The following is a 24,189-nucleotide window of genomic DNA, read 5'->3' on the forward strand; positions in this document are numbered from 1 at the left end:
GCCACACGGAGGGTGTTCACGCCAGCACTACCTTGCGCTCGACCGCCACCCGGTTGCCGACGTAACGCATGGGGGCGATCTGCATGTAGAGCAGGCGGAGGGTGAGGATGACTTCGACCTCGATCTCCTCGCCGGCATCCGGGACGCGGTCCAGCGGGATGATGACGGCGGGCTTGTCGGCGACGAACCACAGGGTTTCCCATTGCTGCGGCAGCTCAGCTATGGAGTAGGACTTTCCCTGCAGCTCGAAGCGGAGGGACTCTTTGGAAATCTCGACACCGTTGACTGTTGCGACGACGTCGTCAACGGCCGACAGCCAGAGACTGCGGTACCAGGGCAGCTGCACCGACACGGCAATGCCCTCGGGGTGCCTGCGGATGTCGGTGTCCTGGAACAGGGAATTGTGAGTTGCCATGGCTTTCCTTACTTAAACGTATCGACAAAGGTGTCGTGGGGTGTGGGCGGCAGGGGGTCCAGGGTCTGCCGTGTGGACGGGCTATACGGGTGGTACTCCTGGGGCACGGGTTCGTCGGCGGGCGGCATAAAGACGGGCTTGCCGTCGTCGCCGAAGTACATGAGGTCCAGGGCGAAGGCGTGCTGGTTCTTCTCCGCGAAGCTGATCCAGTTTTCCTCGAACGGCGCCCGCAGGAGCTCGTAGCAGCGGAACTTCCAGATCTTCCATTCCCCGTCCTGGCGCAGGAAGTCCACGGCGTACTTGCACCAGACCCAGTGGGCCCAGACCTTTTTGCCCTGCACTTCGCCCGGCGAGTACATGTAGTCGGGGCTTTCCTTGGCCACGTCGGGGTCCGTCAGGCCCGACTCGTTGCCGGTCATGATCCAGACGCCCTTGGCGGTCTCGCCGTCGGCCGCAACTTCGATGACCGGCGTCGTGGTGTAGTGCAGGATCAGTTTGCCCACTGGTGACGGGCGTCCGCGGTGATAGCCGATGACGCTGTCGTAATCGGTGTACTGGCCGGCGTTGGTGTACCTCGCCCGCACGCCGGGGGTGCCGGGCTTAACCCACAGCGGGATGATCTGCTCGTCCTGGAATGCGTTGTGCAGGTACATGTAGCGGTTGAACAGGTTCTCGATGTCGCCGCGGTCATTGGCCCGCCGGGCCAGCTTCAGGGCTTCCCCGAGTTCCGCACGGAGGCGCTCCACCTCGGCTGCGAGGTCGGTATCGACGGTAGGCATGGATCCTCCTCAGGCCGGAACGACGGTTTCCTCGATGGCACGCCGCATCAGCGAGTGCTGCTTCTTGACGAGATCGATCGGATCGGATTCGCCGAGGTCCGCGAACGCGTGCCCCTCCCACTCGCTGGAGAGGTATCCCTGGTAGCCGCCCTCAACGAACTGGCGCACGATGCGGGGAATGTCCATGGCGGGTTCGTTGCCGTTTTCGTCGATGTCGTAGAACTTCGCGTGGACGTGGAAGATCTGCGGCATGATGTCCAGCCATTCCTCCGGCGGGACCAGTCCGTGCATGTTGAAGGCCAGCCGGGTGAACGGGCCCAGGCGCGCGGGGTCGAAGTTGTTCGCGCTGAGGTAGTCCTCGAATTCCTGGTTGCGGTCCTGCATCGGCAGCGGCTTGCGCCAGATGTCCTGCATGACAGCAAAGTGCTCCTCGGGCAGCCCCATCTGCGTCAGGGTGCGGAACAGCGTCGGGGAAAGGCTGTGCATGGTGGAGCTGAAGTCTGCGGTGAAACCGAGCCGGTCGCTGCCCAGTTCCCCGTACATTTCGCGGATCTGCAGGATCTTGGGATCGTTCGGGCCCTGCGGTGCGTGGATCTCGTAGCCGAGCTTCTGGTCGTATTTCTCGGCCAGGGGAAGCAGCCGGCGGAGCAGTTCCTTGCCGGCGGAGCGGATCACCACGCGGTGGAAACCGAGCTTGTTGGCCGTGCGGAGCTGAGCGGCGAAGAAGTCATATTCCTCGTCAGGCGTCATGTCCCTGTCCTTGCGGCGGCCCATGTCCAGGTTGGTGCCCACGGCGCTGGGGGTGAGGCCGTAGCGGTCCATGCTGTCGCGCCACAGACGGATGAAGTCGTCATCGACGTCGGGGTAGGTGCGCAGCATCTGGGCGATGTTGAACTCCACGCCGGGGCCAAGGCCTTCATCGGCCACGGCCTTGATCAGCGTCTCGGGGGTGTAGAGCCCCGCGGCGAACTCGGAGGTGAGTGAATAGAGGGTGATGCCAAGCTCGATGCCCGAGCCTGCGATGCCTTCTGACATAACTTGTGGTCCCTTCGTTGTCAGCCGCGGACGGGCTGTGCGAGGTGGTTGTTGAGGATGCGGCGCGCTTCGGAGGCGTCAGTGATCATGGCCGAACCGGCACTGGCTGCGGCCGAGCGCTGGACGGCCTGCTCGCCGCGGATGATGTCGAACGGGTCCTGCCAGTTGTTCCAGTGCCAGCCTTCGTATTCGCTGGAGATTGCTCCGGCGTAGCCGTTCTCGACGAGCTGCCGGACGAGGCCGCGGACCGGCACCGAAGGCTCCTCGCCGTTCTCGTCGATCCCAAAGAACTTGCCGTGGACGTGGCGGACCCACGGCATGATTTCCAGCCAGGTGTCCAGCGGTGCCGGACCGAAGAGCCCAGTACCGTTGATAGCGAAGTCGATGCCGAGGTCTGGCCTGCCGTTGCGGGCCGCCAGGCCGATGAAGGCTCCGAAGCGTTCGCCGTGGATCTTCTGGTTGTTGGGTGGCCCTTCGGCGTAGAAGCCGTTCCACAGCTCGACGACCTGCTGGAGCAGTTCCTCCGAGGCCCCGCGCCGGCGGTAGGCCTCCAGCAGCGAGGGGGCGAAGCCGGTGACTGTGGCACCCCAGTCGGCGGTGAAGCCCAGCAGCGGCGAGTCCAGCTTCTCGTACCGGTCGCGCAGGGCAAGCACGCGCTCGTGGGCCCCGTGCTGGTCGGCATGGACTTCCAGGGCCAGCGTGACACCGTACTTCTCGGCCACGGGCAGCAGGCTTTCCATGGCGTCCGGGGTCAGCGAGATCTGCACCCGGGCAATCGGGAAGCCCAACCGGGAGGCCACCTCGATCTGCTTGCGCATGTATTCGACCAGCTCGTCGTGGTTCATGAGCCGGTCACGGCGGATGCCGGTGTCAACGTTGACCGCGAGCGAGGTGGGCACCAGGTCCACCTCGGCCACGAGGTCGCGGAACTGCCCCACGAAGGTGTCATCGATCCGGTCCGGGAAGCCGCGCAGGCTGGAGAATCCGATGACTTCGAGGCCCGGGCCGAAGCCTTCGGCCGCGACCTTGCGGATCAGGCCGTCGAGGTCGTACTGCCGGCCGTGGGAGGCCCGGGTGAAGCTGTAGAGTGTGACGCCCTGGATCGGCGTGCCGAGGCTGGTCATCGCTGGGCCGCCTTCATGGTCTTGGTGTCGTGCTCTTCGATGTGCAGCACGCCGTGGTCGGTGATGATGTACGGGATATAGAGCTTCAGGTCCACGCGGACCTCGTGCTCGGCATCGTGGTCCGGGACGGGAAGGTCCCCCGAAAGAACGGCCGAGTCCAGGGGAAACCACCATTCGCCGGTCTCGTCCACGAGCTCCTCGAAGCTGAAGGTGCGGTTGTTCATGGTCCAGCGCAGCGAGTCCGTGGGGGCGGCGACGCCGTCCACTGTCAATGCAGCCGCTGCGATGCACGAGCCCGGCAGGGCGCGGTACCAGGGGATGCGGACTTCGACGGCGGTGCGCCCGTCCTGCGTGGTGAGTGTTCCTTGCTCGATAATGCGGTCGGCGATCATCGAGACCTCCTTGTCTGCGGCATGCCTTGCCTGCATCTAGCCGAAGCGGCCGCCGGCCACTTCTTCATTATTTAGTCAGTCTATTGTCTAATTCCGACATAAGTAAAGTGCCGGTGAGTTTTTCCGCGATTTTGCGTGCCGCGCGCACGGCGAGCGCCACGGCCGTGAGGGTGGGATTGCACGCCGTGGCCGTGGGGATAACGCCGTTGCCGGCCACAAAGAGCCCGGGGACGTCCCAGACCTCGCTGTCGGGCGAACAGACGCTCGCGCCGTCGTCGTACTCCCCCATGCGGGTGGTGCCCTGGTAGTGCAGCGAGGCGCCGGGAGGAAGGACGAAGGGGCGCTCGTCGAGCGGCTCGCCCACTGCCTTGCCCAGCCGGACAATCTCCTGCCTGGCGCGTTCCAGCACGCTGTGGTCCCGTTCGGTGAGGCGGTAGTGGATGCGCATGGCGGGCATCCCGTAGGAGTCGCGGGCGTCGTCGTCGAACGCGACCCGGTCCTCCCGCTGAAGGTCCTTGGCGCAGAACAGCCCGAGGCCCACAATGGATCCGGGGACGACCGGGTCATCCTCGGCGAGCGGAACCGGGGACGCATCCAGCTGCATGATCTGGCCGTGGAATGGCGCCTCGTCCGTGTAGGGAACCCACGCCACTCCGCTTTGCTCGCTGAGTGCGCCGTCGGCGGCCCGCGGCGCGTCGTCGGCCGTAACGCCGTGCAGCCTGCTCGCGAACACCACCTGCGCCTGGTCGTTGAGGTAACGCCCCAGGGCGGCGGGCCTGATTCCGGAAGCCCACAGTAGCTGTGGTGTGCGCAGGGCATCCGCGCCCACCACAACGTAACGGGCGGCCACCTGGCGGGATTCTCCGCTGCGCCGGTCGCGGACTTCAACGCCGGCAGCCCTGCCGTCCTCATCGACGAGCACGCGGGCCACCAGAGACTCGTCAAAGAGCTCAAACTGCGGGTTTTCCCGGGTCGCGTCACCCATCACGACGTCGGACCCTGACCACACCAGGCCCCCGTCCTCCCGGCGGTGCACGGCAAGCGGCATGGGCTGGACGCGGGCGTCGGGGGTGCGGCCCGCGTCCACCGCGGCGGCAAGGCGTGCGCGGACGAGGTCTGAGAACGGGGCACCGTCAAAGGCGTGGGTGGTCACGCCCAGCAGGCGGTCGGCGTCGCCGAGGAGTTGCTCCAGGTCGGGCAGGAACGGTATGCGCTCCTTGCCGCCGGGGCGTGGGCAGGCGGCGGTCCAGTGCGCGGCCATGCCGCCCACGTTGCTGGACATGGCCGCGACGGGGAGCCCGTCTTCTCCCGGGAACGCGTAGCCGTCCGGCAGCAGGTAGGTGCCTGGCCGGGCGCGGCGCTCTCCACTCTTGACGGCGCCGGGTGAGTTCACCGTTTCGGCTCCGGCTCCCGGGCCTTCCGATGCCCGCTGGGCGTGGCTGCGGCGTTCAGCGTCCTCGATGTTCTTAACGTGCGCCCCGGGCGGGTAACTGACCGTGGGCCCGACTTCGAACATGGCGATGGTGGCGCCAGGTGCTTCCTCACTGAGGATCCGCGCGTACGCCGATGCCGTCGGCCCGCTGCCCACGATGGCGACATCGACGGCGTCGGGGTACCGGTTGCTGCTCACCGGCCCGCCACCAGTTCCTGGATGCGCCGCACGGACTTTGCCGAGTCGATCGTCGGGTAGTACTCCAGCCCGATCGGGCCGGAGTAGCCGCTGGCCTGCAGGTCTCCGAGGCGGGCGTGCCAGTCAATGGATCCCGAACCGGGTTCCCCGCGCCCCGGAGCGTCGGCGATTTGCACGTACTTGATGAGGTCACCGGCGTTGGCGAGCTCGGCGGCCACGTCCTCGCCTTCGACGGTGGAGTGGTACAGGTCGTAGAGCACGCCGAAGTTCGGGGAAGCCACACCGCGGGCCACGTAAACGGCTTCCGAGGTCCGGTCAAGGAGGGCTCCGGGGTGGTCAACCCTCACGTTCACGGGCTCGAGGACCAGCGTGATGCCGGAGCCCTCGATGTGTGCGACGCCGCGGGTGAAGATCTCGACTAGTTCGTCCAGCTGGTCCCGCCGCTTGCGGCCGCCGAATCCGGTGCCGCTGCCCACCACGATGCGCGGGCAACCGAGCTGCTGCGCTACGGCCACGCCGGCGTCCAGGCCCTCGTAGAAGGGCTCGTGGTTGCGGGGCGGGATCATGAACTGCATGCGCGGTTCCGCCAGCTGGGCGGTGAGCTGGACGCCGGTTTCCTTGAGCGCCTCTTTGAGGGCCGGAATATCCTTGCCGGTCGGACCCCACATCTCGACGGCATCGAAGCCGGCGGCGGCTGCAGCACGAACCCGGTCGGCAGCGCTTTCGCCAGCTTCGGCGAACAAAAGGTCGATGTTGGGCGAAAGTTGGAACATGGGTGTCTCCTGGAGAGTTGAGGGTTGGTCTAAGAGGGGTGGTCTAAAACATGGGGGAAGTCGAAGGCTTCGCCCACCCGTTTTTGGGTGTAGAAGATCTCCGCGAAGCGCTCGAACGCTTCGCGGTTGTCGGCCATTCGCAATCAGCCCTTCAGGCCGCCAGAGAAGCCCTGGATGAAGCGCTTCTGCGCGAACAGGAACAACGCGAGGATGGGGATCATGGAGACGATCACGATCGCGAAGATGGAGTTCCACTCAGAGACCAGGGAGCCGATGTAGTAGTACATGGCCACCGGCAGCGTCTGGTTGGCAGAGCCGCCCAGGAAGATCAGCGAGGTGAAAAAGTCGTTCCACACGATCAGCCCGGCGAAGATGGTGACGGTGCCCGTGGCGGGAGCCATCATGGGAAACACAACCTTGGAAAAGATCTGCGACTTGCTGGCACCGTCAATGGTTGCCGCCTCCTCGAAGTCCGTGCCGAGGCCGCGGAAGAAGTTGGCGTAGAGGAAGATCGACAGCGGCAGGAGCATGCCGGTGTACAGAATGATCAGGCCCCACGCCGATCCCGTGAGCCCCATGGCGCGTGCACCCATATACAAGGGCACCGCGCCGAGCTGGCCGGGGAGAATGATTGCGATCAGGAAGAGGTAGTACGCGCCTTTGCTCCAGCGGCGGGTGTTGCGGGAGATGACGTAGCCGGTGATTGAGCCTAGTGCGATCAGTCCGAGGATGCTGCCCGCGGTGATAATGATGCTGTTCACGAGTCCCAGGACAACGTTGGAGTTGCCGCTCGCCGTCAGGACAGCAACGAAATTGCTGAAGTCCGGGCTCTTCGGCGGCGCCAGCGGTGAGGTCGTGTACATCTCGCTGTCCGGCTTCAGGGCGGTGGTGACCAGGAAGTAGAACGGGGCAAGGAAGACCAGGGCAAGGGCCCAGAGGCCAATTTCGCGAAGCAGAGTGAGTTTGGTGTAGCGGAACATGTGTTAGTCCTCGGGGTTCGATCGCGTCAGCCGCTGCTGGATAACGGCGAAGAACAGGATGATGACGGCGAGCACCAGTGCCAGGGCGGCACCGCCGCCGAAGTTGCCGAGCGCGAAGGCCTGCTTGTAGACCTGGGTGGCCAGCGTTTCGGTTGCACCGGCGGGTCCGCCGCTGGTCAAGGCCATGATGGGGTCGAAGACCCGGAGCCCCTGGACGATTCCCAGGGTGGTGGCGATGGCGACGGCGGGACGGAGGGCCGGAAGCGTGACGTTCCGGAAGCGCTGCCACAGGTTGGCGCCGTCAATGGCGGCTGCCTCCTCGACTTCCACCGGGACGTCGGCCAATCCGGCCATGAAGATCACCATGGCGAAGCCGGTGGAGCCCCAGACAAGTACCACGAGGACGGTCCAGATGGCCCACTGCGGGTCCGCGAGCCAAGGCTTCGCCAGGTCGCCGAAGCCTATCGAGGTGAGAAAGACGTTGATGGGGCCGTCGAAATCGAAGATGTACTTCCAGACGTAGGCCGTGGCCAGCGGGCTGAGCACTACGGGCATGAAGAAGAGCGTGCGGAGGATGTACCGCGTTTTCAGGACCCGGTTCAGGCCGAGTGCGATGATGAGCCCTGCCACGTTGCCGAGGATGACGGAACCAAATGCCAGGAAGATGGTATTGAACAGGGCACCGAGCTTGGCGGGATCCTTGAAAATGGATTCGAAGTTCTGCCAACCCACGATCTTGAAAGAACCGATGCCTGTCCAGTTGGTGAAGGCGAAGAAACCGCCAATACCCGTTGCCACATAGTGGATGGCGATAACAAGGGCAATGCCGGGCAGTGCCCACCACCAGTGCCCGAACTGCACGGGCCCCCGCCGGGGACGGGTGTTCTCACCCGCCCCCGGAGTGCGCCTGCCTCGCCGGGGTGCTTCAGCTGCTTCGCTTTTGGGTTGCATCGTCGCAGTCATTGGTAATCCTTGCTTGTCCCTTTGAGTCGTCGGAGCTTGGTGATGTGAAACTGTTACTGTCCCCAGGCCGAATCCATTGCCTGCAGCACCTGGTCAGCAGTCTTCTGTCCGGTGATGAGGCCCTGGACGCCGGTGGCGAGTGCGTCGTAGACGGCGGAGTTCGGCCACTGGCTGTTCGGCAGCGGGCCGTACTTTCCGCCCTTGATGAGCTCACCGACGTTCTTGTAGGCGCCGCCGTTGAAGTCGTAGCTGTCCAGGCCGGTGACCGGGAGGGCGCCGTCGATTTCGGCGAAGGCCTTGGTCTGCTCAGGCTGCGCGGCCCAGTCGAGGAAGGCCTTGGCAGCATCCTTGTTCTTGGACGCGGCGTTGATGGAAAACGCGTAGTTAGCGCTGGCATACACGAAGCCCTTGCCCGAGCTCCGTTCCGCGGGAAGCGATTTAACACCGAAGTCCGAACCGGCGGCCGCGGACTTCAGCTGCTTCCAGCTGGGACCGGGGATAAATCCGGCAAGGGAGGTTCCGGTGGCAAGGCCCTTGGTGATGGCATCAAAGCCGGCACCTGCGGCGCCTTTCTGGAAACAGCCGGCATCGTTCAATTTTTGGACTGCCTCCAGGGAGGATTTCCAGCCCGCCGAGTCAGCGAACGTAGTCTGCTTCGCAGCACGCTTTTCGTTCCACGTCGGGTCTTCCGCGTAAACACGCGAGGCGGCGAGGGACATCGCCATGAGCCCGGTGTTTGGAGCAGCCGAGCCAGCAAGCGCGAAGAATGACTTGCCTGAGGATTCGAGTGTCTTGCATTGCTGCTCAAGGGAGGCGAAGTCTGACGGGAGGTCAGCAATGCCGGCAGCCTTGGAGGCCGTTTCGTTCGACACCAGCCCCACAACCGTAATTTCCGCAGCCTGGCCGTAGACCTTGCCTTCGGCCCCGAAAAGGTTAGCGCTTCCTGCGGGAACCAGCTTCTTGGCGGCATCGTCCAGCGGCTCGAGGAAGCTGGCCTGAGCGAGGGGCAGGATGCTGCGGCCGGTGCCGGAACCCGGTGAGGTCACAACGACGTCGGACGCGTTTCCGGCCTGGAGCTGGGTCCGCAGGGTCTGGTCGTAGGAGTCATTGGGCTGCGGGTTGAACGTGATCTTCACGTTCGGGTGGGACTTCATGTAATTTTCAGCCAGAACCTGGAAGGGGCTCTCGATGGTGTTGGATGTCGCGAAGGACAGTGAGAACTCTTGGGAACCACCCGAAGAGGAGCTGCTGCCGGCGGAGGCCGAGCAGCCGGTGAGGACGAGGGCTGCGACCGTGGGGACGGCGAGGGCGCCGACCTTTAGGCCCGAAAAGCGACGGTGCTGTGTCATGTCCAGCCTTTCTGACTTCGTTGTCGAAAAAAATCCGAGGCCGTGACCCCGGTCACTCATCAGTATGTAGGAGATGTGCCGAAAAAGCACATAAGTCTTACCGATAACAGACATAAGTTACGCAAGGGGTGGCTGAAGCGATTGCATCGAAAGGTCTGATGCGCGCAGCCGAAGTTATCGGCGCCGCTGATACACTGCCCTGACCTAGTTCACCTTTGAAGGATCGCGTGCCGTGACGAATCATGTCCTGCTTTCCCGACTCGACCTCAACCTGCTGATTTCGCTGGACGCCCTCATTACCGAACGCAGCGTCACTAGGGCGGCCGAGCGGCTCCACCTGAGCCAGCCGGCGCTGAGCGCGTCGCTCGCGCGGCTCCGGTCCCACTTCGGGGACCCCATCCTGGCGCGGCGCGGAAATGCCTACGAGCTAACGCCATTCGCGCTCCGCCTCGCGGAGCACACCACCACGGCACTCGAGGCCGCACGCCGCGTCTTTGAGAGCCAGGCAACCTGGGAGCCCGCCGAATCGGAGCGTGAGTTTTCCATCTACGGTTCGGATTATGGCTTCACCACCATTGGCCGGGTTGCTTCCGAGCTTGCCGCCGAGCGCGCCCCCGGAGTCCGGTTTCGGTTTATGCTCCACAATCCGATGGTGGTGGAGGATGCTGCCAACCGCCTTCGTTCCGTGGACGGCATGGTGATTCCCCATGGATTCCTCACCGGGCTCCCCTACCTGGACCTGTGGCGGGACGGGTGGGTGGCCGTGGTCTCCTCGTCCAATGAAGCCGTCGGCGAGCGCATCACCATGGAGAACATCGCCGAGCTTCCCTGGGTGATGACCTATCAGACCCGGTCCGCCTCCACCTCGGCGGAACGGCAGATCATGCAGCTGGGTGTTGAGCCGCGGGTGGATGTGGTGGTGGAAAGTTTCCAGTCCCTGCCGCACTTTGTGGTGGGGACCAACAGGATCGCGCTTATCCAGGCGGCACTGGTGCCGTTCGCGCTGCGAGTGGGCGGGGTGCGGATCCTGCCGCTGCCCTTCGATGCCACGCCGCTGGTCAATGCCCTGTGGTGGCACCCGGTGCACAACCGCGACTCGGAGCATGAGTGGATGCGGGGCCTGTTCAAAGAAGCGGGTGACATCGTGGCAGCCGCCGCAACGAAGGAAGCCCCCTGAACGCCTCGATGCCCGTCCGTTTCCGGACGGGCATCGAAGCGATGGGACCTTCGGTTACGGCGTCAGGCTGAGGCCAGCGCGGTCCGCATGCTCTTGCGGATGAGGTCGTGCTGCCGGCGGACCAGCAGCAGCGGATCCACTTCGCCGAGCTCGGCGAAGGCGTGGCCTTCCCACTCGCTGGACCAGTAGCCGCGGTAGCCGCCTTCCACGAAGACGCGGACGAGTTCCGGATAGTCGATGGCCGGCTCGTTGCCCTGGTCATCAATGTCGTAGAACTTCGCGTGGACGTGCATGATTTGCGGCATGATGTCGGCCCACTCTGCGGGGCGGATGTGGCCGTGCATATTGAAGGCCAGGTGGGCGAAGGACCCAAGCCGGGCAGGATCGAAGTCGCGTCCGCGCAGGTACGCAATGAATTCCTCCTGCCGCGCCCGCATCGGGGCGTCGGTGGCCCAGATGGCCTGCAGTCTTTGGACGGCTTCGTCGTCCAGCCCCGCACGGCGGACCGCGCGCAGGAGCGTGGGGGACATGCTGTGCATGGTTGAGGAGAAGTCGGCCACGAAACCCAACAGCGGTGAGTCAAGCTCCGCGTAAACGTCGCGGACCTTCATGATCTCCGGGGAGTTGGGTCCCAGCGGGGCATGGATCTCGTAGGCAAGTTTGAGTTCGAGGTCCTCGGCGAGAGGCAGGAGCCGGCGGAGCAGTTCCGGCTTCGCGCTCTGGATGCGGACGAGCGGGAAACCGAGCTTCTTGGCGCCGTGGAAGAGGGTCTGTGTGAACTCGTACTCCTCGTCCGGGGTCATGTCACGGTCCCGGCGTCGGCCCATATCCAGGTTGGCGCCAAAGGAGCTGGCAGTGAAGCCGTGCTTGTCGAAGGCCTCGTGCCACGAGCGCGCGAAGTCATCCGTCACGTTGGGGTAGGTCGGCAGCACCTGAGAGGCCACGATCTCGATCCCGGGGCCGATCCCCAGCTCCGCGACCCGGTTCAACAGACCGTCGAAGTCGTACCAGCCGGCCCGGAATTCGGCACTTGCCGAGTACAGGGTGAGCCCGAGAGAGAAGGGATCCCCGTCGGCTTTCGGCGGGGGCGGGGTGACCGCCGTCGTGAGTTCCGGGGCCGGCACGTCAGTGTCCGTGACGGTCAGCTCCAAAGTCTGGTTGACGAAGTTGGGGACGTACATGCCGGGTCCGCCGTCCTGGCCGGGGGCAATCTGCATGTAGGGCAGGCGCAGCTCACCGATGAGCTGGACCGTGTGCTGTTCGCCCAAGGCAACAGGGCTGTCCGTTTTGGCGATGAGCAGAGGATGCTCCTGGAGGTACCAGAGAGTTTCGCTTTGCGCGGGCAGGTCCGGGAGCGCATAGCGGACACCGTCCAGTTCCAGGGTCAGGTCCCCGGCGGGGATTTCCTGGCCGTCAACGGTGAGCCGGAGGCTGGAGACCGAGGAGAGCCACAGGCTCCGGTACCACGGCAGGGTCAGGGCCAGCGCGAGGCCCTCGGGGTGGGTGCGGAGGCTTGCATCGTCAAGAAGTCCGTTTGGCATGGTTGTCTCTTTGCTGGGAGGTGGATGGGTCAGGTAAGTCCGGCGGCGGTGCGGCGGATCAGGGCGTGCTGGCGCCGCACCTGCTCGATGGCGCGCCACGGCGTGCGTTCGCCCTCGTATTCACTGGAGAGGTAGCCGGTGTAGCCGGAGTCCTTGAGGGCCTTGAGGACGGGCAGCCAGGGAATCTGCTGGTCTTCGAGCTGCTCGTTGATGTCGTGGAACTTGGCCTGGACGAACACCACGTACTCCGCGATGTCCGCGAAGTCGGCCGGGTCGACGCCGATGCCGTCAAGGAAGGCGGGCCGCGTTTCGCGGGTCTCCCCTTCGCGCAGCGGGATGGGCCGGTCCTGGAAGATGCCGGTGTCGATGAGGAGCCCGAAGTTCTTGGTGCCGGTCCGTTCGATGAGTGCGATGTAGTCATCGACGACGGGGTGTTTGATGGGCGTTGGCGAATGGATCTCCGGGCAGATGATGATGCCCAGCTCGTGGGCCAGGTCAAGGGAGCGTTCCACGGACTCGGTCCAGATGGGGTCCGGGACCAGGTCGCTGGACACGACGCCGATCTTGGGGCGCACGAAGCCGAAGCCCAGGCGGTCGGCGAGCCGCAGGTCCCGCTGCAGGGCCTCCGCGCCCTCGGCGGCCGTCATGGTGCGGCCCGGGTGAAGACGGGTGTCAATCCAGGAACCGTAGTTCGTGGGTTCCAGGGAGTACTTCTCCAGGAGGCCGAACCAGCTATCGATCCAGGCCGGGGACGGTTCCGGATAGTTGGGGATGTGGCCCTCGCCGAGGATCTCGACGCCGGTGGCGCCCACGTCGGCGACGGCTGCCAAGGCCGTCTCCAGGTCCATGACCGTGCCGTAGTCACCCATGTAGCTGTACAGGGAAACGCCGTAGCGGAAGGCGCCTTCGCCGCCTTCCGGCGCGAGCGTCACCTTACGGCTGGTCCGGTGCACGGTGGGCTGGTGCTCCACCGGTATATAGGACATGCGCAACCGCAGCTCGATGGAGAGTTCATGCACGCCCTGCGGGAGGCCGCCGTCGAGGGGAACGGTCACCACGGCCGCTTCCTCAAGGGGCCAGCGCACGCCGTCACTTTCCCAGAGCTGCTCCAGCGTGTAGGTCCGCCCGCCGAACGTCCAAAGCGGGACATCCGGCCCGACGTCGACGATGCTGCCAACGCGCACCGCGATGCCATCGATGAGGGACGCGGTCATTCCGCGGTAGGACGGCATTCGGACCCGGAACTGGAAGCCGGTTACACGTCCGCCCTCCCTGATGTTGCGGAAGCCGACGGACTGGATGAGGTCTCTTTCGAGAAGCATCATTGCTCACTCTCTGTAGGTGCAAATTTCAGAGTAGCAACCATTTTGACAGTTTTGTGCATAAGTTGGCGGATAATCGACAGAACCGGCCGGGGGCACCGCCGGGCCGGACGCTTCGAGTTTTGGGGCCATGTCCGGTGCACCGGACAGAATCGGGCCGCACGGGGCCCCCTGTGATCTCCATCATGCTCTGATGGACATGGCCCCACGGGGAAGCACTTTTCAGTTCCGATAGAAGGAATACGCAATGCAGGCGAATACAGCAACGGGGACGGCGGGGCCGCGCGTGGAGCGCCGCTCCATCGACTTCATTCCCGAACGCGAACGGCACGGTTCCCCGTTCCACCAGTTCACGCTTTGGTTTGGTGCGAACATGCAGATCACCGCGATTGTGGACGGCGCACTGGCGGTGCTCTTCGGCGCCGACGCACTCTGGGCCATCCTGGGCCTGCTCGTCGGCAACCTGCTGGGTGGTGCAGTAATGGCACTTCATGCTGCCCAGGGGCCGCGCCTGGGTCTTCCGCAAATGATCTCCAGCAGGGCCCAGTTCGGCATCCTCGGAGCCGTGATTCCGCTGATCCTGGTCGTCATCATGTACCTCGGATTCGCCGCCACTGGAACCGTCCTCGCAGGCCAGGCCGTCGATCAGATCCTGCACACCGGAACTCCCGCGGTGGGCATGGTCATCTTCGGTGCACTGACAGTGCTGATCGCGACCCTGGGGTATAAGTACATCCACTCCCTGGGCCGTGTCTCGACCATCGTGGGCGTCGTGGGCTTCACTTACCTGGGCATCCGGCTCTTCACGAACTACGACGTCGGCGCGGTACTGGGCGACGCCCAGTTCGAGTTCCCCACGTTCCTGCTGGCCATCTCGCTGGGCGCCGGCTGGCAGCTGACCTTCGGACCGTACGTTGCGGACTACTCCCGTTATCTGCCGGCGAAGACCAGCATCGCGAGCACATTCCGCTCCTCCTTCCTGGGAACGGTCCTCGGCTCACAGTGGTCAATGACTCTTGGCGCCCTGTTCGCCGCGCTCGCCCTGCCCAAGGGGGAAAGGTTCCTGGACGGCCAGGTCGCCTTTCTCGGCAACCTCAGCGGCGGCGGCCTGATCGCCGTCGTCATCTACCTGGTCATCGTGGTCGGCAAACTGACCGTCAACACCCTGAACGCCTACGGCGGCTACATGACCATGCTGACCTCCATCACCGCCTTCACGCGGAAATCCACTGTGGCGGTCTGGACCAGGTTCGCCTATGTGGTGGGCTTCATCGGGGTGTCGGTGGTCATCGCTGTGCTGGCCTCGCCCGACTTCATCTCCAACTTCAAGAACTTCGTGCTACTGCTGCTGATGGTGTTCATCCCGTGGAGCTCCATCAATCTTGTCGACTACTACCTGATCTCAAAGGAAAAGGTCGACATCCCTGCACTCTATGATCTCAACGGGCGCTACGGGCGCTGGAATGTCACAGCCCTTGCCACCTACGCATTCGGCATCGTGGTCCAGATACCGTTCCTCGCGCAGACGCTCTACACCGGGCCGATGACAGAGCTGCTCGGCGGCGCGGACATTTCCTGGCTCGTCGGGCTCGTCGTGACTGCCCTCGTCTACTACCCGCTGGCCAAAAGGACGTCCAATCCCCCGTCGGAGATGATCTATCCCCGGGATGAGGAAACCGCGCCGGCGCCCGTGCGGCCGGAGACCGAAGTAGTGTTCTGAAACTCAGACCTCCCGCAGGAGACATCTAACAAGACCGGAGACCGTCCAGGCGCAGCAGCCGTGCACCTGGACGGTCTCCGCGCGCGAGGGAGCCTAACCTGCCGTGCCCAGCCGCCTGGAAATCTCCCTGGCGCAGCGAGCCACTTCAGGCACCCATTCCCTGGCCATGTCCTCCAGCCGGACTGTCCGATCGAGGCGCGTTTCCTCGCCCTGGACGGCCCTGGCAGCGGTCGCCCTCCCCGGAAAAGCGCGGTTCGCCACCGTCACGGTCACGCTCGCCACGGGATATTGCCCACGGTCAAGGACCGGCACAGCCACCGAAGAAAAACCGACTGTGATCTCATCCTGCTCCCAGGAGAACTCCGCCTTGCGGACCCGAGCGAGCAGCTCCTGGAGCTCAGGGAGGGTCTGCGGGCCGTCCTCGAGCCGTGACGTGAACGCATCTCGGTCCGGATAGAGCGCGGCCACCTGCGCCGGCTCCATCCAGGCGAGCATTGCCCGGCCGCTGGCGGTCAAATGCGCAGGCAGCCGCACACCCAAGTCCGTCACCAGCGGCCGTTGACGGGGTGCCCGCTCCTCGATCACATAAATGACATCGCGCCCGTGCATCACCGCCAAATGGGCCGTGCGGCGGGTCCGCGACACAAGCTTCGACAAGGGATAGCGCCCGATCCGCTGTAGCGGCACCTGGCGGGCGTAGCCGGTCCCCAGCTCCTGTGCACTGACGCCAAGCGCATATTTTTGTTCCTCCGGCAGATGAACGACGAACCCGTCATCCATCAATGCCTGCAAAAGGTCATACGTCGTGGACCGGGGCAGTCCGACATCTCTGGAAATCACCGACGCGCCCACCGGCCCCGCCTGACTGCCCAGATACCTGAGGACCGCCAAGACATTAGCGGCAGCAGGGACTTTCGGCCTGGCCTTCGACGAATTCACGGACCCACAATACATTTCGCCGCGTTCTGGATACGTCCGGCGAATTCGCACGACACGGGCGCCGTCAGGCAAGAATGGCCCGGCTTTCGTAGACTCAATGGAGATTCGGCACGCCCCATAGAGGCGAGCCCGCCACAGGAAGAGCCATCGATGAAGATAATCGTCCTTGTCAAGGAAGTCCCCGACACATACGGGGACCGAAAACTGAACCTTGAAACAGGCCTCGCCGATCGAGAAGCCAGCGAGGCGGTCATTGACGAAATCGGTGAGCGCGCCTTGGAGCTGGCGCTGAAGTACGCCGACGCCAACGAGGGCACCGAGATCGCAGTCCTCTCCCTCGCTCCTGCGGGTGCCACGGCAACCATACGCAAGGCGCTGGCGATGGGCGCCGGAAGCGCCACCCACATCTCTGACGAGGCGCTCCTGGGCGCGGATCTGGGACTGACTGCTGAGACCCTTTCCGCAGCGATCCGTCGCGTGGAGTTTGACCTTGTGATCACCGGCAATGTCTCCACCGATGGATCCGGCGGCATGATTCCCGCGATGCTTGCAGAACTGCTCGACGTGCCGCATGCCACCGGTCTCAGCTCCGTGGAGATCAGCGACGGAGCGGTGTCTGGCTCCCGCCCGGTGGAATCCGGCGTGCAAAAGGTATCGGCGAACCTGCCCGCGGTGATTTCGATTACCGAGGCACTTCCCGGGGCGCGCTTCCCGAACTTCAAGGGAATCATGGCCGCGAAGAAGAAGCCCCTTGAGACGCTTACCCTCGCGGACCTCGGGGTTACGGCCGACAACCCGGACGCGGCGCGTTCGATCATGCTGACTGTTGCCGAGAAGCCCCCGCGCGCGGCGGGGGTAAAGATCATTGACGAAGGTGACGCCGGCGAGAAACTCGCTGACTTCCTCATAGAAAACCGACTGGCGTAAGGAGTAACGACACATGACTGAATTCCCTCGTGACGCCATCCTCGTCGTCGTGGAAACCCTGGCTGGCGGTGAGCTCGAGAAGGCTGCACCCGGACTCTTCGGCGCAGCCGCTGCAGTCGGCACGCCGATTGCCCTGGTGCTTGCCGCACCCGGCGCAGGGAGCGCGGCCGCCGCGGAGGCCGCACTCCTTGGTGCCGCGCACGTTCTGATCGCAGAGACTCCGGATCCGTCCGCACTCGGCGTTCCTGGCGTTGACGCGCTTGCCGCCGCCGCGGAGCACGTGCAACCCGACGCGATCCTGATATCGCATTCCCTGAATGGGCGCGACGTTGCCGGCCGCTACGCTGCCCGTTCGCGGGCAGCGGTTTCTGCCGATGCGATCGGGGTGTCCCGTGATGACGAGGGCGTCGTGGCGCACCACTCCGTCTACGGCGGCGCCTACAATGCGACGTCAACGTCCACATTTGGGCCGCCGGTCATTACGATCCGCCAAGGTTCCATCGAAACGCGGGCCACGGCCCAGCCGCCGGCGTCGGCGACTCTGGCGGTGACGCCCTCCAGTAAGCCGGCCGCGCGGATCGACGCGTTCGAGGAGGCAGTTGCCGCCACCTCGCGGCCGGAACTGCGGGGCGCCGCGAAGGTTGTCGCGGGCGGCCGCGGCCTCGGTTCGGAGGAACAGTTTGCCCTCGTCGGACAACTCGCCGATACACTCGGCGCTGCCGTTGGCGGGTCACGTGCCGCGGTGGACGCAGGCTACCTCCCGCCGTCGTATCAGGTCGGGCAGACCGGCGTTTCCGTGTCATCACAGTTGTACATCGCGCTGGGCATTTCGGGTGCGATTCAGCACCGGGCTGGGATGCAGACCTCCAAGACAATCGTCGCCATCAACAAGGATTCAGACGCGCCGATCTTCGAGATCACCGACTTCGGTGTGGTCGGAGACGTCTTCAAGGTTGTGCCACAGCTGATCAGCGCGCTTGAGGCTCGGAAGAAGTAGCGATGGCAACTCAGTCTCGGACTCTTCGGCGGGGCCTGCCGCGCGTACCGGGCGGCGAACCTTGGCCGCCGGCGGGTGAGGCGCCCGCACGTGTTATCTCCGCCCCCGCCGCTCCCCTGAATGCGGCGCCGATTTCGACAGCGGTGTCCGCTCCGGTCCTCGCCGTCGACGCCCCGGGGGTGGACGGCCCTGCAATCAATGCGGACGGGTTGGCGCGGCAGCTTCGCCGAGGCCTGCCGCGGGTGCCGGGCGGCGAACCTTGGCCGCCAGCGGGCGAGGTTCCAGCGGCGGCTCTGCCCGTAGCCCGCACCGCAGCCGCGATGCCGGCGGCGGCCATGCCCGCCGCTGCTGCCGCGGAGAAGACGGAACCGACAGCGACGTCGCAGGCGTCTGCCCCCGTGACGGCGCGCACCATACCGGCGACGGGAATCACCCCGCTTCGCCGCGGGCTTCCCCGCGTCCCCGGTGGTGAGCCGTGGCCGCCCGCTGGACTTGCTCCGGCAGCCGCTGCGGCCCCTGCGGTGCAGGCAGCTCCCCTACAGATGACCCCGGAACCCGCTCCGGCTGCCAGCGCGGCGGAGACAGTGGCCATGACTGAGCCGCCGGGGACCGTGAGCGCCCCTGCGGTCACAGCCGCCCCAGCATCAGTGGCACCGTCCGTGCCCGCCGAAAAGCCCGCGAGGCCAAAGGCCGAGCCAAGGCTCTACGGTTCGCGGACTCGGGGCCAATGGATCAAGCTCGTCGTGCTCCTCGCGATGGGGGCCGTGGCCGCCGCAGCGATCCTCGTGCTCGCCGCGCGCGGTGTGACCACGCTGCCGGGCGTTCCGGAGTTCCTCGCGAGGTACCCGGGCGCATATGACCTGCCAGATGCGGCAGAGCCGGGCTTCCCGTGGTGGGCCCAGTGGGCGCACTTCCTGAACTTCTTCCTGATGGTGCTCATCATTCGCTCCGGCTACCAGGTGCGCACCCAGCAGAAGCCGCCGGCGTTCTGGACGCCGAAACGCGGTGGCAAGAAGATCAGCATCAACCTGTGGCTGCACCAGACGCTCGACGTTTTGTGGCTGGCCAACGGGCTGATCTTTGTGGTGCTGCTGTTTGCCTCCGGCCGCTGGATGCGGATCGTACCGACCAGCTGGGAGGCGTTCCCGAACGCGCTCTCCGCGCTCCTGCAGTACATGACACTCGACTGGCCCGTGGAGACCGGCTGGGTGAACTACAACAGCCTGCAGCAGCTCATGTACTTCGTCGTGGTGTTCATCGCGGCCCCACTCGCGGCGATCACGGGTGTGCGCATGAGCGAGTTCTGGCCGAAGGACGCGACGAGGCTGAACAGGATCTACCCGATGGAGGTTGCGCGCGCCATCCACTTCCCGACGATGCTGTTTTTCGTGCTGTTCATTCTCATCCACCTCTTCCTGGTGTTCGCGACCGGTGCGCTGCGCAACCTGAACCACATGTTCGGCGGCACCGATGCGGTGAACTGGGTCGGGTTCTGGCTCTTCGCGGCGGCAATCGCCATCACCGCGGCCGGATGGTACGCCGCCCGCCCGCTCATACTCGCGCCAATCGCCAAACGGTTCGGTCAGGTGAGCAGTCGTTAGGCTTCACCGCACCATCATGACCTTGGCGCAGCAGGCGCTGAGCTTACCTGCAGCCACACGTCCGCCGTTTGGGAGTCTCTGGTGAACTGGATGCTCCAGCATCCTGGCTCGTCAAGAACAAGAGCAGATCCATATTCATCTCCCGGACGGGCGTAGTTGCTTGACGGGTGGAATTCGGGTCCCCACGCCAGGCTCGATGCGTCGCCACTGGGCCTGGTCACCGCAACGGCTGGCTCGCCAGAGCCGCTGATGCGCCACACAATCTTCTTTTGAGCGTCAGAAGGCAGAAAAAATTCCTGCGATTGAACCTGGCCATACAGCGTAATTCCGTCCTTGGACGAACCCTCAACTTCGGTACCGTTGAGGCCGCCTTCTAGGATCCTGGAGGGCGAGGCGCATTGAACCACGGCCTTTGGTGGCGCAGAGGGCGCAGTCGATGGGCCTTCTGAGTTGCATGCAGTGATCGTGAGCACGAAGGAAACAACGGCAACAGCCCCACGGACCCGGCTCGGCCTGGAAACAGGGTCAAGTCTGAAATCCATCGGATTTCCCATGGCAGGAAGCTTCGCATACCGAGCATCGGAATAATAGGAGGCCCGCGACCTACGTTGCCCTGCGCCGGATGCGTCCTGAACCGCTCCCCGCTTTTGGGGACCCCATTCGTAGGGCGCAGCAGATGAACACGCAGAACTGCCGACAACAATCTGGTAACGTTATCTGTTCGTAACCTCCCCCCTGATTGAAATGCGTGTATATATGCCTGCAGACTCCCCTGCTGACGACAAGCCGAAACAGTTCCTCGGACTGAGTGGCACCCAGACTATTGGCTCGGCCTTGGCCGCAGTGACCTCTGCCTTGGTGGGGTCCTTCACAGGCGTTGCCGGGACGCTTATCGGCGCCGCCCTCGGCTCTGTGGTTGCCACGGTGGGTGCCGCTCTCTACGCCCGAACACTCAGTTCGGCCGCCACCGTGGCAATGCGAAAAATCCCCCAGCGAGGCAGGGACGGACTGCCCGTTGCCGACGCCAGCGTGCTGGTTGCCGGCGCGCCGGCCGAGAGGGACGACCTCCGAGTCAAACGCCTGGGGAGGCAGTTCACCCGCAAGACTTGGATCAAGCTCGGGGCGGTCAGCGCTGCCGCATTCGCTATCGCGATGGTCGGTGTCACTGCAGTCGAGTTCGGCACCAACAAGCCCATCTCCAGCCTTGTCTCGTCGACGTCGAGCATCGACGGCGCTGCGGCCGCGCACACCACGACGCTGGGCCAAGCATTTAGCGGCACTCCGACGGTCCCGGACAAGACAGGCGGATCGACTGAGAACCTGAAGCAACTGCCCGGGCAAACCGAGGAGGGCGCCAGCAAGGAAAATGGCGTGACCACGGACGGCAGCCCCAGCCGCGGGGACAGCGGCTCGGCCGGGACTGAAGCGCCGAAAGCCGACGTGCCACGCGCCACCACGCCGGCGGAGCCCGCCCCCGAAACGGAACAGACCTCGCCGCCTTCCCCCGCAACCGAACCGACCTCGCAACCGGAGGTCACCTCGGATCCGGGATCGGCCGAACAGCCCACGCGGTAATAACCCAGACACGAACTCAGGCCCGATAGGAAGCCCCTCCTACTCGGCACTGCTCCGCCCAGACTGCGGGTGACGGACGACGGCGGGACTTCCCGCCGTCGTCCGTTTCCGTTTGGCGCCTCTCCCTACAGTGCCGACCACGCGCCGTCGGACGCGCGGTGGCGCCGTTGACGCTGGTGCCATCATGGCGTGCTGTCCCAGCTGCGGGTGCGAAATGAAAACAGCCTTGACAAGCGTCCCGGACGAAAGCGCATCATGAAGCGTCGGCCTTCGTTCTTTGCCGACTACCGCAAAAACCGTCCCAAAGAACCCGCTATGTCGGCCCCCGGACTGGCCGATCCGCCGGCATCGGCTACAAACAGAACGTCCCAACCACGCCGGGGAGCTCATCATGGACTCTGAAACCGCCGATGTCATCGACCATGATGTCACCACCATCACCTGCGTGTGCGGCAACACTGTCAGCCAAAACGGATTGATTCAGTGCAACTCACAAGGCATCGCCGTTTACATCGGAGGGGACACCCCTGTCCCCGCCGGGCTGGCGAAATGGCCCGAGGATGAGGACCTCTACACCCTGTGTCCGTCGTGCGGCCGCGTGTATCGTGACACGGTCATCGAGGAGACCGGGACCGCACCCGTTGCTTTCCGGGTCGATGTGACCGCCGGCCGGGTGGCAGAGGCGATCCGAGTCCATTGGGGGCTCGACACAGAACCTGGATAGTGCCTGCCGGAGCGGATGTTCGCTCCGGCAGGCACTATGCCGTGAAAGTCAGTTGTCGAGGTCGTCGGGATCGAACTCGCTGAGCGGAGACCCGCCGAAGTTCGACTCGTCGTCGCTTCCGTCCGCTTCCTCACCGGTTGGCACTTCCCCGAAGTCCACGTCCGCGGCGGCCTCACCGATGGTCGGCACGTCCGTCGTTCCGGACATTTCATCGCGCAGGCTCTGTTCGCTGGGGAAGTCCTCTTCCTCTCCCGAAACCGCCTCCTCCTGCAGCAAGGGATCCTCCTGCCACCGGTCCGGATTGTTTTCGGCGGCCCCGGGATAACTGTCCGGCTCTCCCGAAACGGGGTCGAGCTCCAAGGACGAAGCTGCGCCTGGGGTCTCGTCCAGCAGGATGTCGTCGTCCTGGACAACCTCAAGTTCTTCGTCCGGGAAATTCTCTTCGCTCATGGTCACTCGCCTTTCTGATGATCAGCTCTACCAACCCACCCAGCATATGGACGGAAACCACAGCCTGCACAACTCACAGGACAAACAGAAGGCCCGTGCCACGGCCTCCTGCAGCTGGTGCGGCGGAGGACGTTCCAGGCAAAGCGTCCTAACCCTCCTGGTCGACGGCCGTCATATCGCCGACGCCCGGCGTGCCGTCGGCGAGCGCGTAGCGCTGTAGCACCGCGCCTTTCGGTGAGGCGACGACGGGTTCGATGAGTCTGAGGTTGGTCGGAACCACCCCGTCGGCGAAGACCTTCTTTCCGGTGCCCAGGAGGATCGGATACACCCAGAGCGTGAGCCGGTCGAAAAGCCGCTCGGCGAACAGGGTCTGCACGAAGTCGAGACTGCCGATGACGTGGATGTTCGCATGCCGCTCGCGCAGTTCGCGCACGGCGGCGACCACGTCAGGACCGAGCAGTGTGGAGTCGGCCCACTCCAGGGTCGGCGCCTGGCGGGAGGCCACGTATTTCGGGAGGCGGTTGAACAGCCGCGCGATGTCCCCGTCCTCATGCGGCCAGTACGCGGCGAAAATGTCGTAGGTGCGGCGCCCGAGCAGCAGCGCGTCCATCCCCGCCATCCCGGCGTCGACCTGCTCGCCGACGGCCTCGTCGAAGAGGGGCGCCTGCCAGCCGCCAAACGCGAAACCGCCTTCAGCATCCTCCTCCGGCCCGCCGGGTGCCTGCGCGACGCCGTCGAGCGTGGTGAAAAGGTCGATATGGATCAGTCCCATGACGTGCTCCTTCTCTGCCGCCCGCCGTCGTCCCGGCAACGGGATCACTTCGAGGCTGGCACACGACGCCCTGCGAAGCAACGGGTCGCGGTTGGGTCGCGGCGGTGCTGATCGGTATGATCCCGGACCATGAGCGCAAAGCCGAGCATCACTGGAAGTGTCCGGGCGGTCTTCCTCGATGTGGACGGCACCTATGCGGACTACGGCGTGGTCCCGGAAGGCCACGTGCGCGCTGTACGGGCGGCGCGGGAAGCGGGCCACCGGGTCCTGCTCTGCACCGGCCGGCCGGTGTCGATGCTGCCCGAGAACATCCTCGCCGCGGGCTTCGACGGTCTGGTGGCCAGCGCCGGCGCCTACGCGGAGGTGGGCGGGACCGTGCTCCTGGACCGGCGCCTCCCGGCAGACCTCGCGGCCAGAACGGTCGGGGCGCTCGACGCGCACCACGCCGTGTACATCCTGGAGGCGCAGGAGGCGCTGTACGCTCCGCCGGCGGCGATGGAGCGATTACGCGCCATCCTCGACGCCCACTTCAGGAAGTCGCCCGAGGGCCCGGTGGGTTCTTCCGCCATTCTCGCCGCGGTGCGCCCGACAGCGGACCGCGCCGCCGTGCCGTTCGCCAAGGTCTCCGTGTTTGAGTCCCCCGTTGCCATGGAGCGCCTGGTCCAGGAAATCGGTGGCGGGATTGCCGTCGTCGCCAATTCGGTGGCCAACGAAGGCTGGCATGCCGGTGAGCTGTACCAGCGCGGGATCAGCAAGGCTGACGGTGTCGCCGCCGCTGTCGCCCACCTCGGCATCGCCCGGGAGGACACGATTGCAATAGGCGACGGCGCCAATGACCTGGAGATGCTCGCGTACGCAGGCGTCGGCGTCGCCATCGAAGGATCCGCCCCCGAGCTCATGGCCATCGCGGACCGCACTGCAGCGGGTCCGCGGCAGGAAGGCCTCGTTGCCGCCTTCGCCGAACTCGGCCTCCTCTGACCGGGCCCGGTCCCTCGCCAGCCCTG

23 protein-coding genes are annotated in these 24,189 nt (G+C 65.0%); 8 read left to right on the forward strand and 15 right to left on the reverse strand.

Annotated elements, in window-relative coordinates:
• Positions 1–16: 16 nt before the first annotated feature.
• The 10 genes from ACFVVK_RS00675 to ACFVVK_RS00720 form a co-directional block, all read right to left on the reverse strand.
• The gene (locus ACFVVK_RS00675; protein WP_390261997.1) at positions 17–415 is read right to left on the reverse strand and encodes a DUF6379 domain-containing protein; all 399 of its coding nucleotides are present in this window, start codon (positions 413–415) and stop codon (positions 17–19) included.
• An 8-nt stretch (positions 416–423) separates the two neighbouring features.
• Positions 424–1,194 carry a nuclear transport factor 2 family protein gene (locus tag ACFVVK_RS00680; protein WP_390262000.1) on the reverse strand — a complete coding sequence of 257 codons (771 nt, stop codon included), beginning with the start codon at positions 1,192–1,194 and terminating at the stop codon, positions 424–426.
• Between the two features lie 9 nt (positions 1,195–1,203).
• Positions 1,204–2,229: a sugar phosphate isomerase/epimerase family protein gene (locus ACFVVK_RS00685; protein ID WP_390262003.1), complete on the reverse strand. Its 1,026-nt coding sequence runs from the start codon at positions 2,227–2,229 to the stop codon at positions 1,204–1,206.
• A gap of 20 nt (positions 2,230–2,249) precedes the next feature.
• On the reverse strand, positions 2,250–3,353 hold the full coding sequence (locus ACFVVK_RS00690; RefSeq protein WP_390262006.1) for a sugar phosphate isomerase/epimerase family protein: 1,104 nt from the start codon (positions 3,351–3,353) through the stop codon (positions 2,250–2,252).
• Complete coding sequence (locus ACFVVK_RS00695) at positions 3,350–3,745, reverse strand: DUF6379 domain-containing protein (RefSeq protein WP_390262009.1); 396 nt, start codon at positions 3,743–3,745, stop codon at positions 3,350–3,352. The genes ACFVVK_RS00690 and ACFVVK_RS00695 overlap by 4 nt, the downstream gene beginning before the upstream one ends.
• Positions 3,746–3,812: 67 nt before the next feature.
• On the reverse strand, positions 3,813–5,375 hold the full coding sequence (locus tag ACFVVK_RS00700) for a GMC oxidoreductase (protein ID WP_390262011.1): 1,563 nt from the start codon (positions 5,373–5,375) through the stop codon (positions 3,813–3,815).
• The gene (locus tag ACFVVK_RS00705; protein ID WP_390262012.1) at positions 5,372–6,148 is read right to left on the reverse strand and encodes a TIM barrel protein; all 777 of its coding nucleotides are present in this window, start codon (positions 6,146–6,148) and stop codon (positions 5,372–5,374) included. The genes ACFVVK_RS00700 and ACFVVK_RS00705 overlap by 4 nt, the downstream gene beginning before the upstream one ends.
• 143 nt (positions 6,149–6,291) lie before the next feature.
• Positions 6,292–7,128 (reverse strand): carbohydrate ABC transporter permease, encoded by an 837-nt coding sequence (locus ACFVVK_RS00710; RefSeq protein WP_390262015.1) that lies wholly within the window; start codon positions 7,126–7,128, stop codon positions 6,292–6,294.
• Between the two features lie 3 nt (positions 7,129–7,131).
• On the reverse strand, positions 7,132–8,091 hold the full coding sequence (locus tag ACFVVK_RS00715) for a carbohydrate ABC transporter permease (RefSeq protein WP_390262017.1): 960 nt from the start codon (positions 8,089–8,091) through the stop codon (positions 7,132–7,134).
• 53 nt (positions 8,092–8,144) lie between these two features.
• Positions 8,145–9,440 (reverse strand): ABC transporter substrate-binding protein, encoded by a 1,296-nt coding sequence (locus tag ACFVVK_RS00720; protein ID WP_390262019.1) that lies wholly within the window; start codon positions 9,438–9,440, stop codon positions 8,145–8,147.
• Between the two features lie 232 nt (positions 9,441–9,672).
• Between ACFVVK_RS00720 and ACFVVK_RS00725 the strand changes: the two genes are divergently transcribed.
• On the forward strand, positions 9,673–10,617 hold the full coding sequence (locus tag ACFVVK_RS00725; protein ID WP_390262021.1) for a LysR family transcriptional regulator: 945 nt from the start codon (positions 9,673–9,675) through the stop codon (positions 10,615–10,617).
• Between the two features lie 62 nt (positions 10,618–10,679).
• Here ACFVVK_RS00725 and ACFVVK_RS00730 read toward each other — a convergent pair whose 3' ends face one another.
• Together ACFVVK_RS00730 and ACFVVK_RS00735 are read right to left on the reverse strand one after the other, a co-directional pair.
• Complete coding sequence (locus ACFVVK_RS00730; protein WP_390262024.1) at positions 10,680–12,158, reverse strand: DUF6379 domain-containing protein; 1,479 nt, start codon at positions 12,156–12,158, stop codon at positions 10,680–10,682.
• Positions 12,159–12,187: 29 nt separating this feature from the next.
• On the reverse strand, positions 12,188–13,480 hold the full coding sequence (locus ACFVVK_RS00735; RefSeq protein WP_390262765.1) for a DUF6379 domain-containing protein: 1,293 nt from the start codon (positions 13,478–13,480) through the stop codon (positions 12,188–12,190).
• Positions 13,481–13,727: 247 nt separating this feature from the next.
• On the opposite strand from ACFVVK_RS00735, the gene ACFVVK_RS00740 reads away from it, so the two are divergent.
• Positions 13,728–15,200, forward strand: a complete 1,473-nt coding sequence (locus tag ACFVVK_RS00740) for a purine-cytosine permease family protein (RefSeq protein WP_390262026.1) — start codon at positions 13,728–13,730, stop codon at positions 15,198–15,200.
• A 93-nt stretch (positions 15,201–15,293) separates the two neighbouring features.
• Here the strand turns inward: ACFVVK_RS00740 and ACFVVK_RS00745 are convergent, their stop codons facing one another.
• Positions 15,294–16,139, reverse strand: a complete 846-nt coding sequence (locus ACFVVK_RS00745) for an IclR family transcriptional regulator (protein ID WP_390262028.1) — start codon at positions 16,137–16,139, stop codon at positions 15,294–15,296.
• Positions 16,140–16,289: 150 nt separating this feature from the next.
• On the opposite strand from ACFVVK_RS00745, the gene ACFVVK_RS00750 reads away from it, so the two are divergent.
• The 5 genes from ACFVVK_RS00750 to ACFVVK_RS00770 all read left to right on the forward strand — a co-directional run bounded on the left by ACFVVK_RS00750 (position 16,290) and on the right by ACFVVK_RS00770 (position 21,963).
• Positions 16,290–17,066, forward strand: coding sequence for an electron transfer flavoprotein subunit beta/FixA family protein (locus tag ACFVVK_RS00750; RefSeq protein WP_390262030.1), 777 nt, complete (start codon positions 16,290–16,292; stop codon positions 17,064–17,066).
• Positions 17,067–17,079: 13 nt separating this feature from the next.
• On the forward strand, positions 17,080–18,063 hold the full coding sequence (locus ACFVVK_RS00755; protein ID WP_390262032.1) for an electron transfer flavoprotein subunit alpha/FixB family protein: 984 nt from the start codon (positions 17,080–17,082) through the stop codon (positions 18,061–18,063).
• A 590-nt stretch (positions 18,064–18,653) separates the two neighbouring features.
• Positions 18,654–19,664 (forward strand): cytochrome b/b6 domain-containing protein, encoded by a 1,011-nt coding sequence (locus tag ACFVVK_RS00760; protein WP_390262035.1) that lies wholly within the window; start codon positions 18,654–18,656, stop codon positions 19,662–19,664.
• 756 nt (positions 19,665–20,420) lie between these two features.
• The gene (locus ACFVVK_RS00765) at positions 20,421–21,239 is read left to right on the forward strand and encodes a hypothetical protein (RefSeq protein WP_390262038.1); all 819 of its coding nucleotides are present in this window, start codon (positions 20,421–20,423) and stop codon (positions 21,237–21,239) included.
• A gap of 391 nt (positions 21,240–21,630) precedes the next feature.
• Positions 21,631–21,963 (forward strand): hypothetical protein, encoded by a 333-nt coding sequence (locus ACFVVK_RS00770; protein WP_390262041.1) that lies wholly within the window; start codon positions 21,631–21,633, stop codon positions 21,961–21,963.
• Between the two features lie 48 nt (positions 21,964–22,011).
• Here ACFVVK_RS00770 and ACFVVK_RS00775 read toward each other — a convergent pair whose 3' ends face one another.
• A complete protein-coding gene (locus ACFVVK_RS00775; RefSeq protein WP_390262043.1) occupies positions 22,012–22,413 on the reverse strand; it encodes a hypothetical protein in 402 nt (133 codons plus the stop codon).
• Between the two features lie 148 nt (positions 22,414–22,561).
• A complete protein-coding gene (locus tag ACFVVK_RS00780; protein WP_390262046.1) occupies positions 22,562–23,185 on the reverse strand; it encodes a dihydrofolate reductase family protein in 624 nt (207 codons plus the stop codon).
• A gap of 129 nt (positions 23,186–23,314) precedes the next feature.
• Here ACFVVK_RS00780 and ACFVVK_RS00785 point away from each other — a divergent pair, with 129 nt between their 5' ends.
• Positions 23,315–24,163 (forward strand): HAD-IIB family hydrolase, encoded by an 849-nt coding sequence (locus ACFVVK_RS00785; protein ID WP_390262048.1) that lies wholly within the window; start codon positions 23,315–23,317, stop codon positions 24,161–24,163.
• The last annotated feature ends 26 nt before the right edge of the window (positions 24,164–24,189 follow it).

This window comes from Arthrobacter sp. NPDC058192, from assembly GCF_042883665.1.
Classification (GTDB): Bacteria; Actinomycetota; Actinomycetes; order Actinomycetales; family Micrococcaceae; genus Arthrobacter.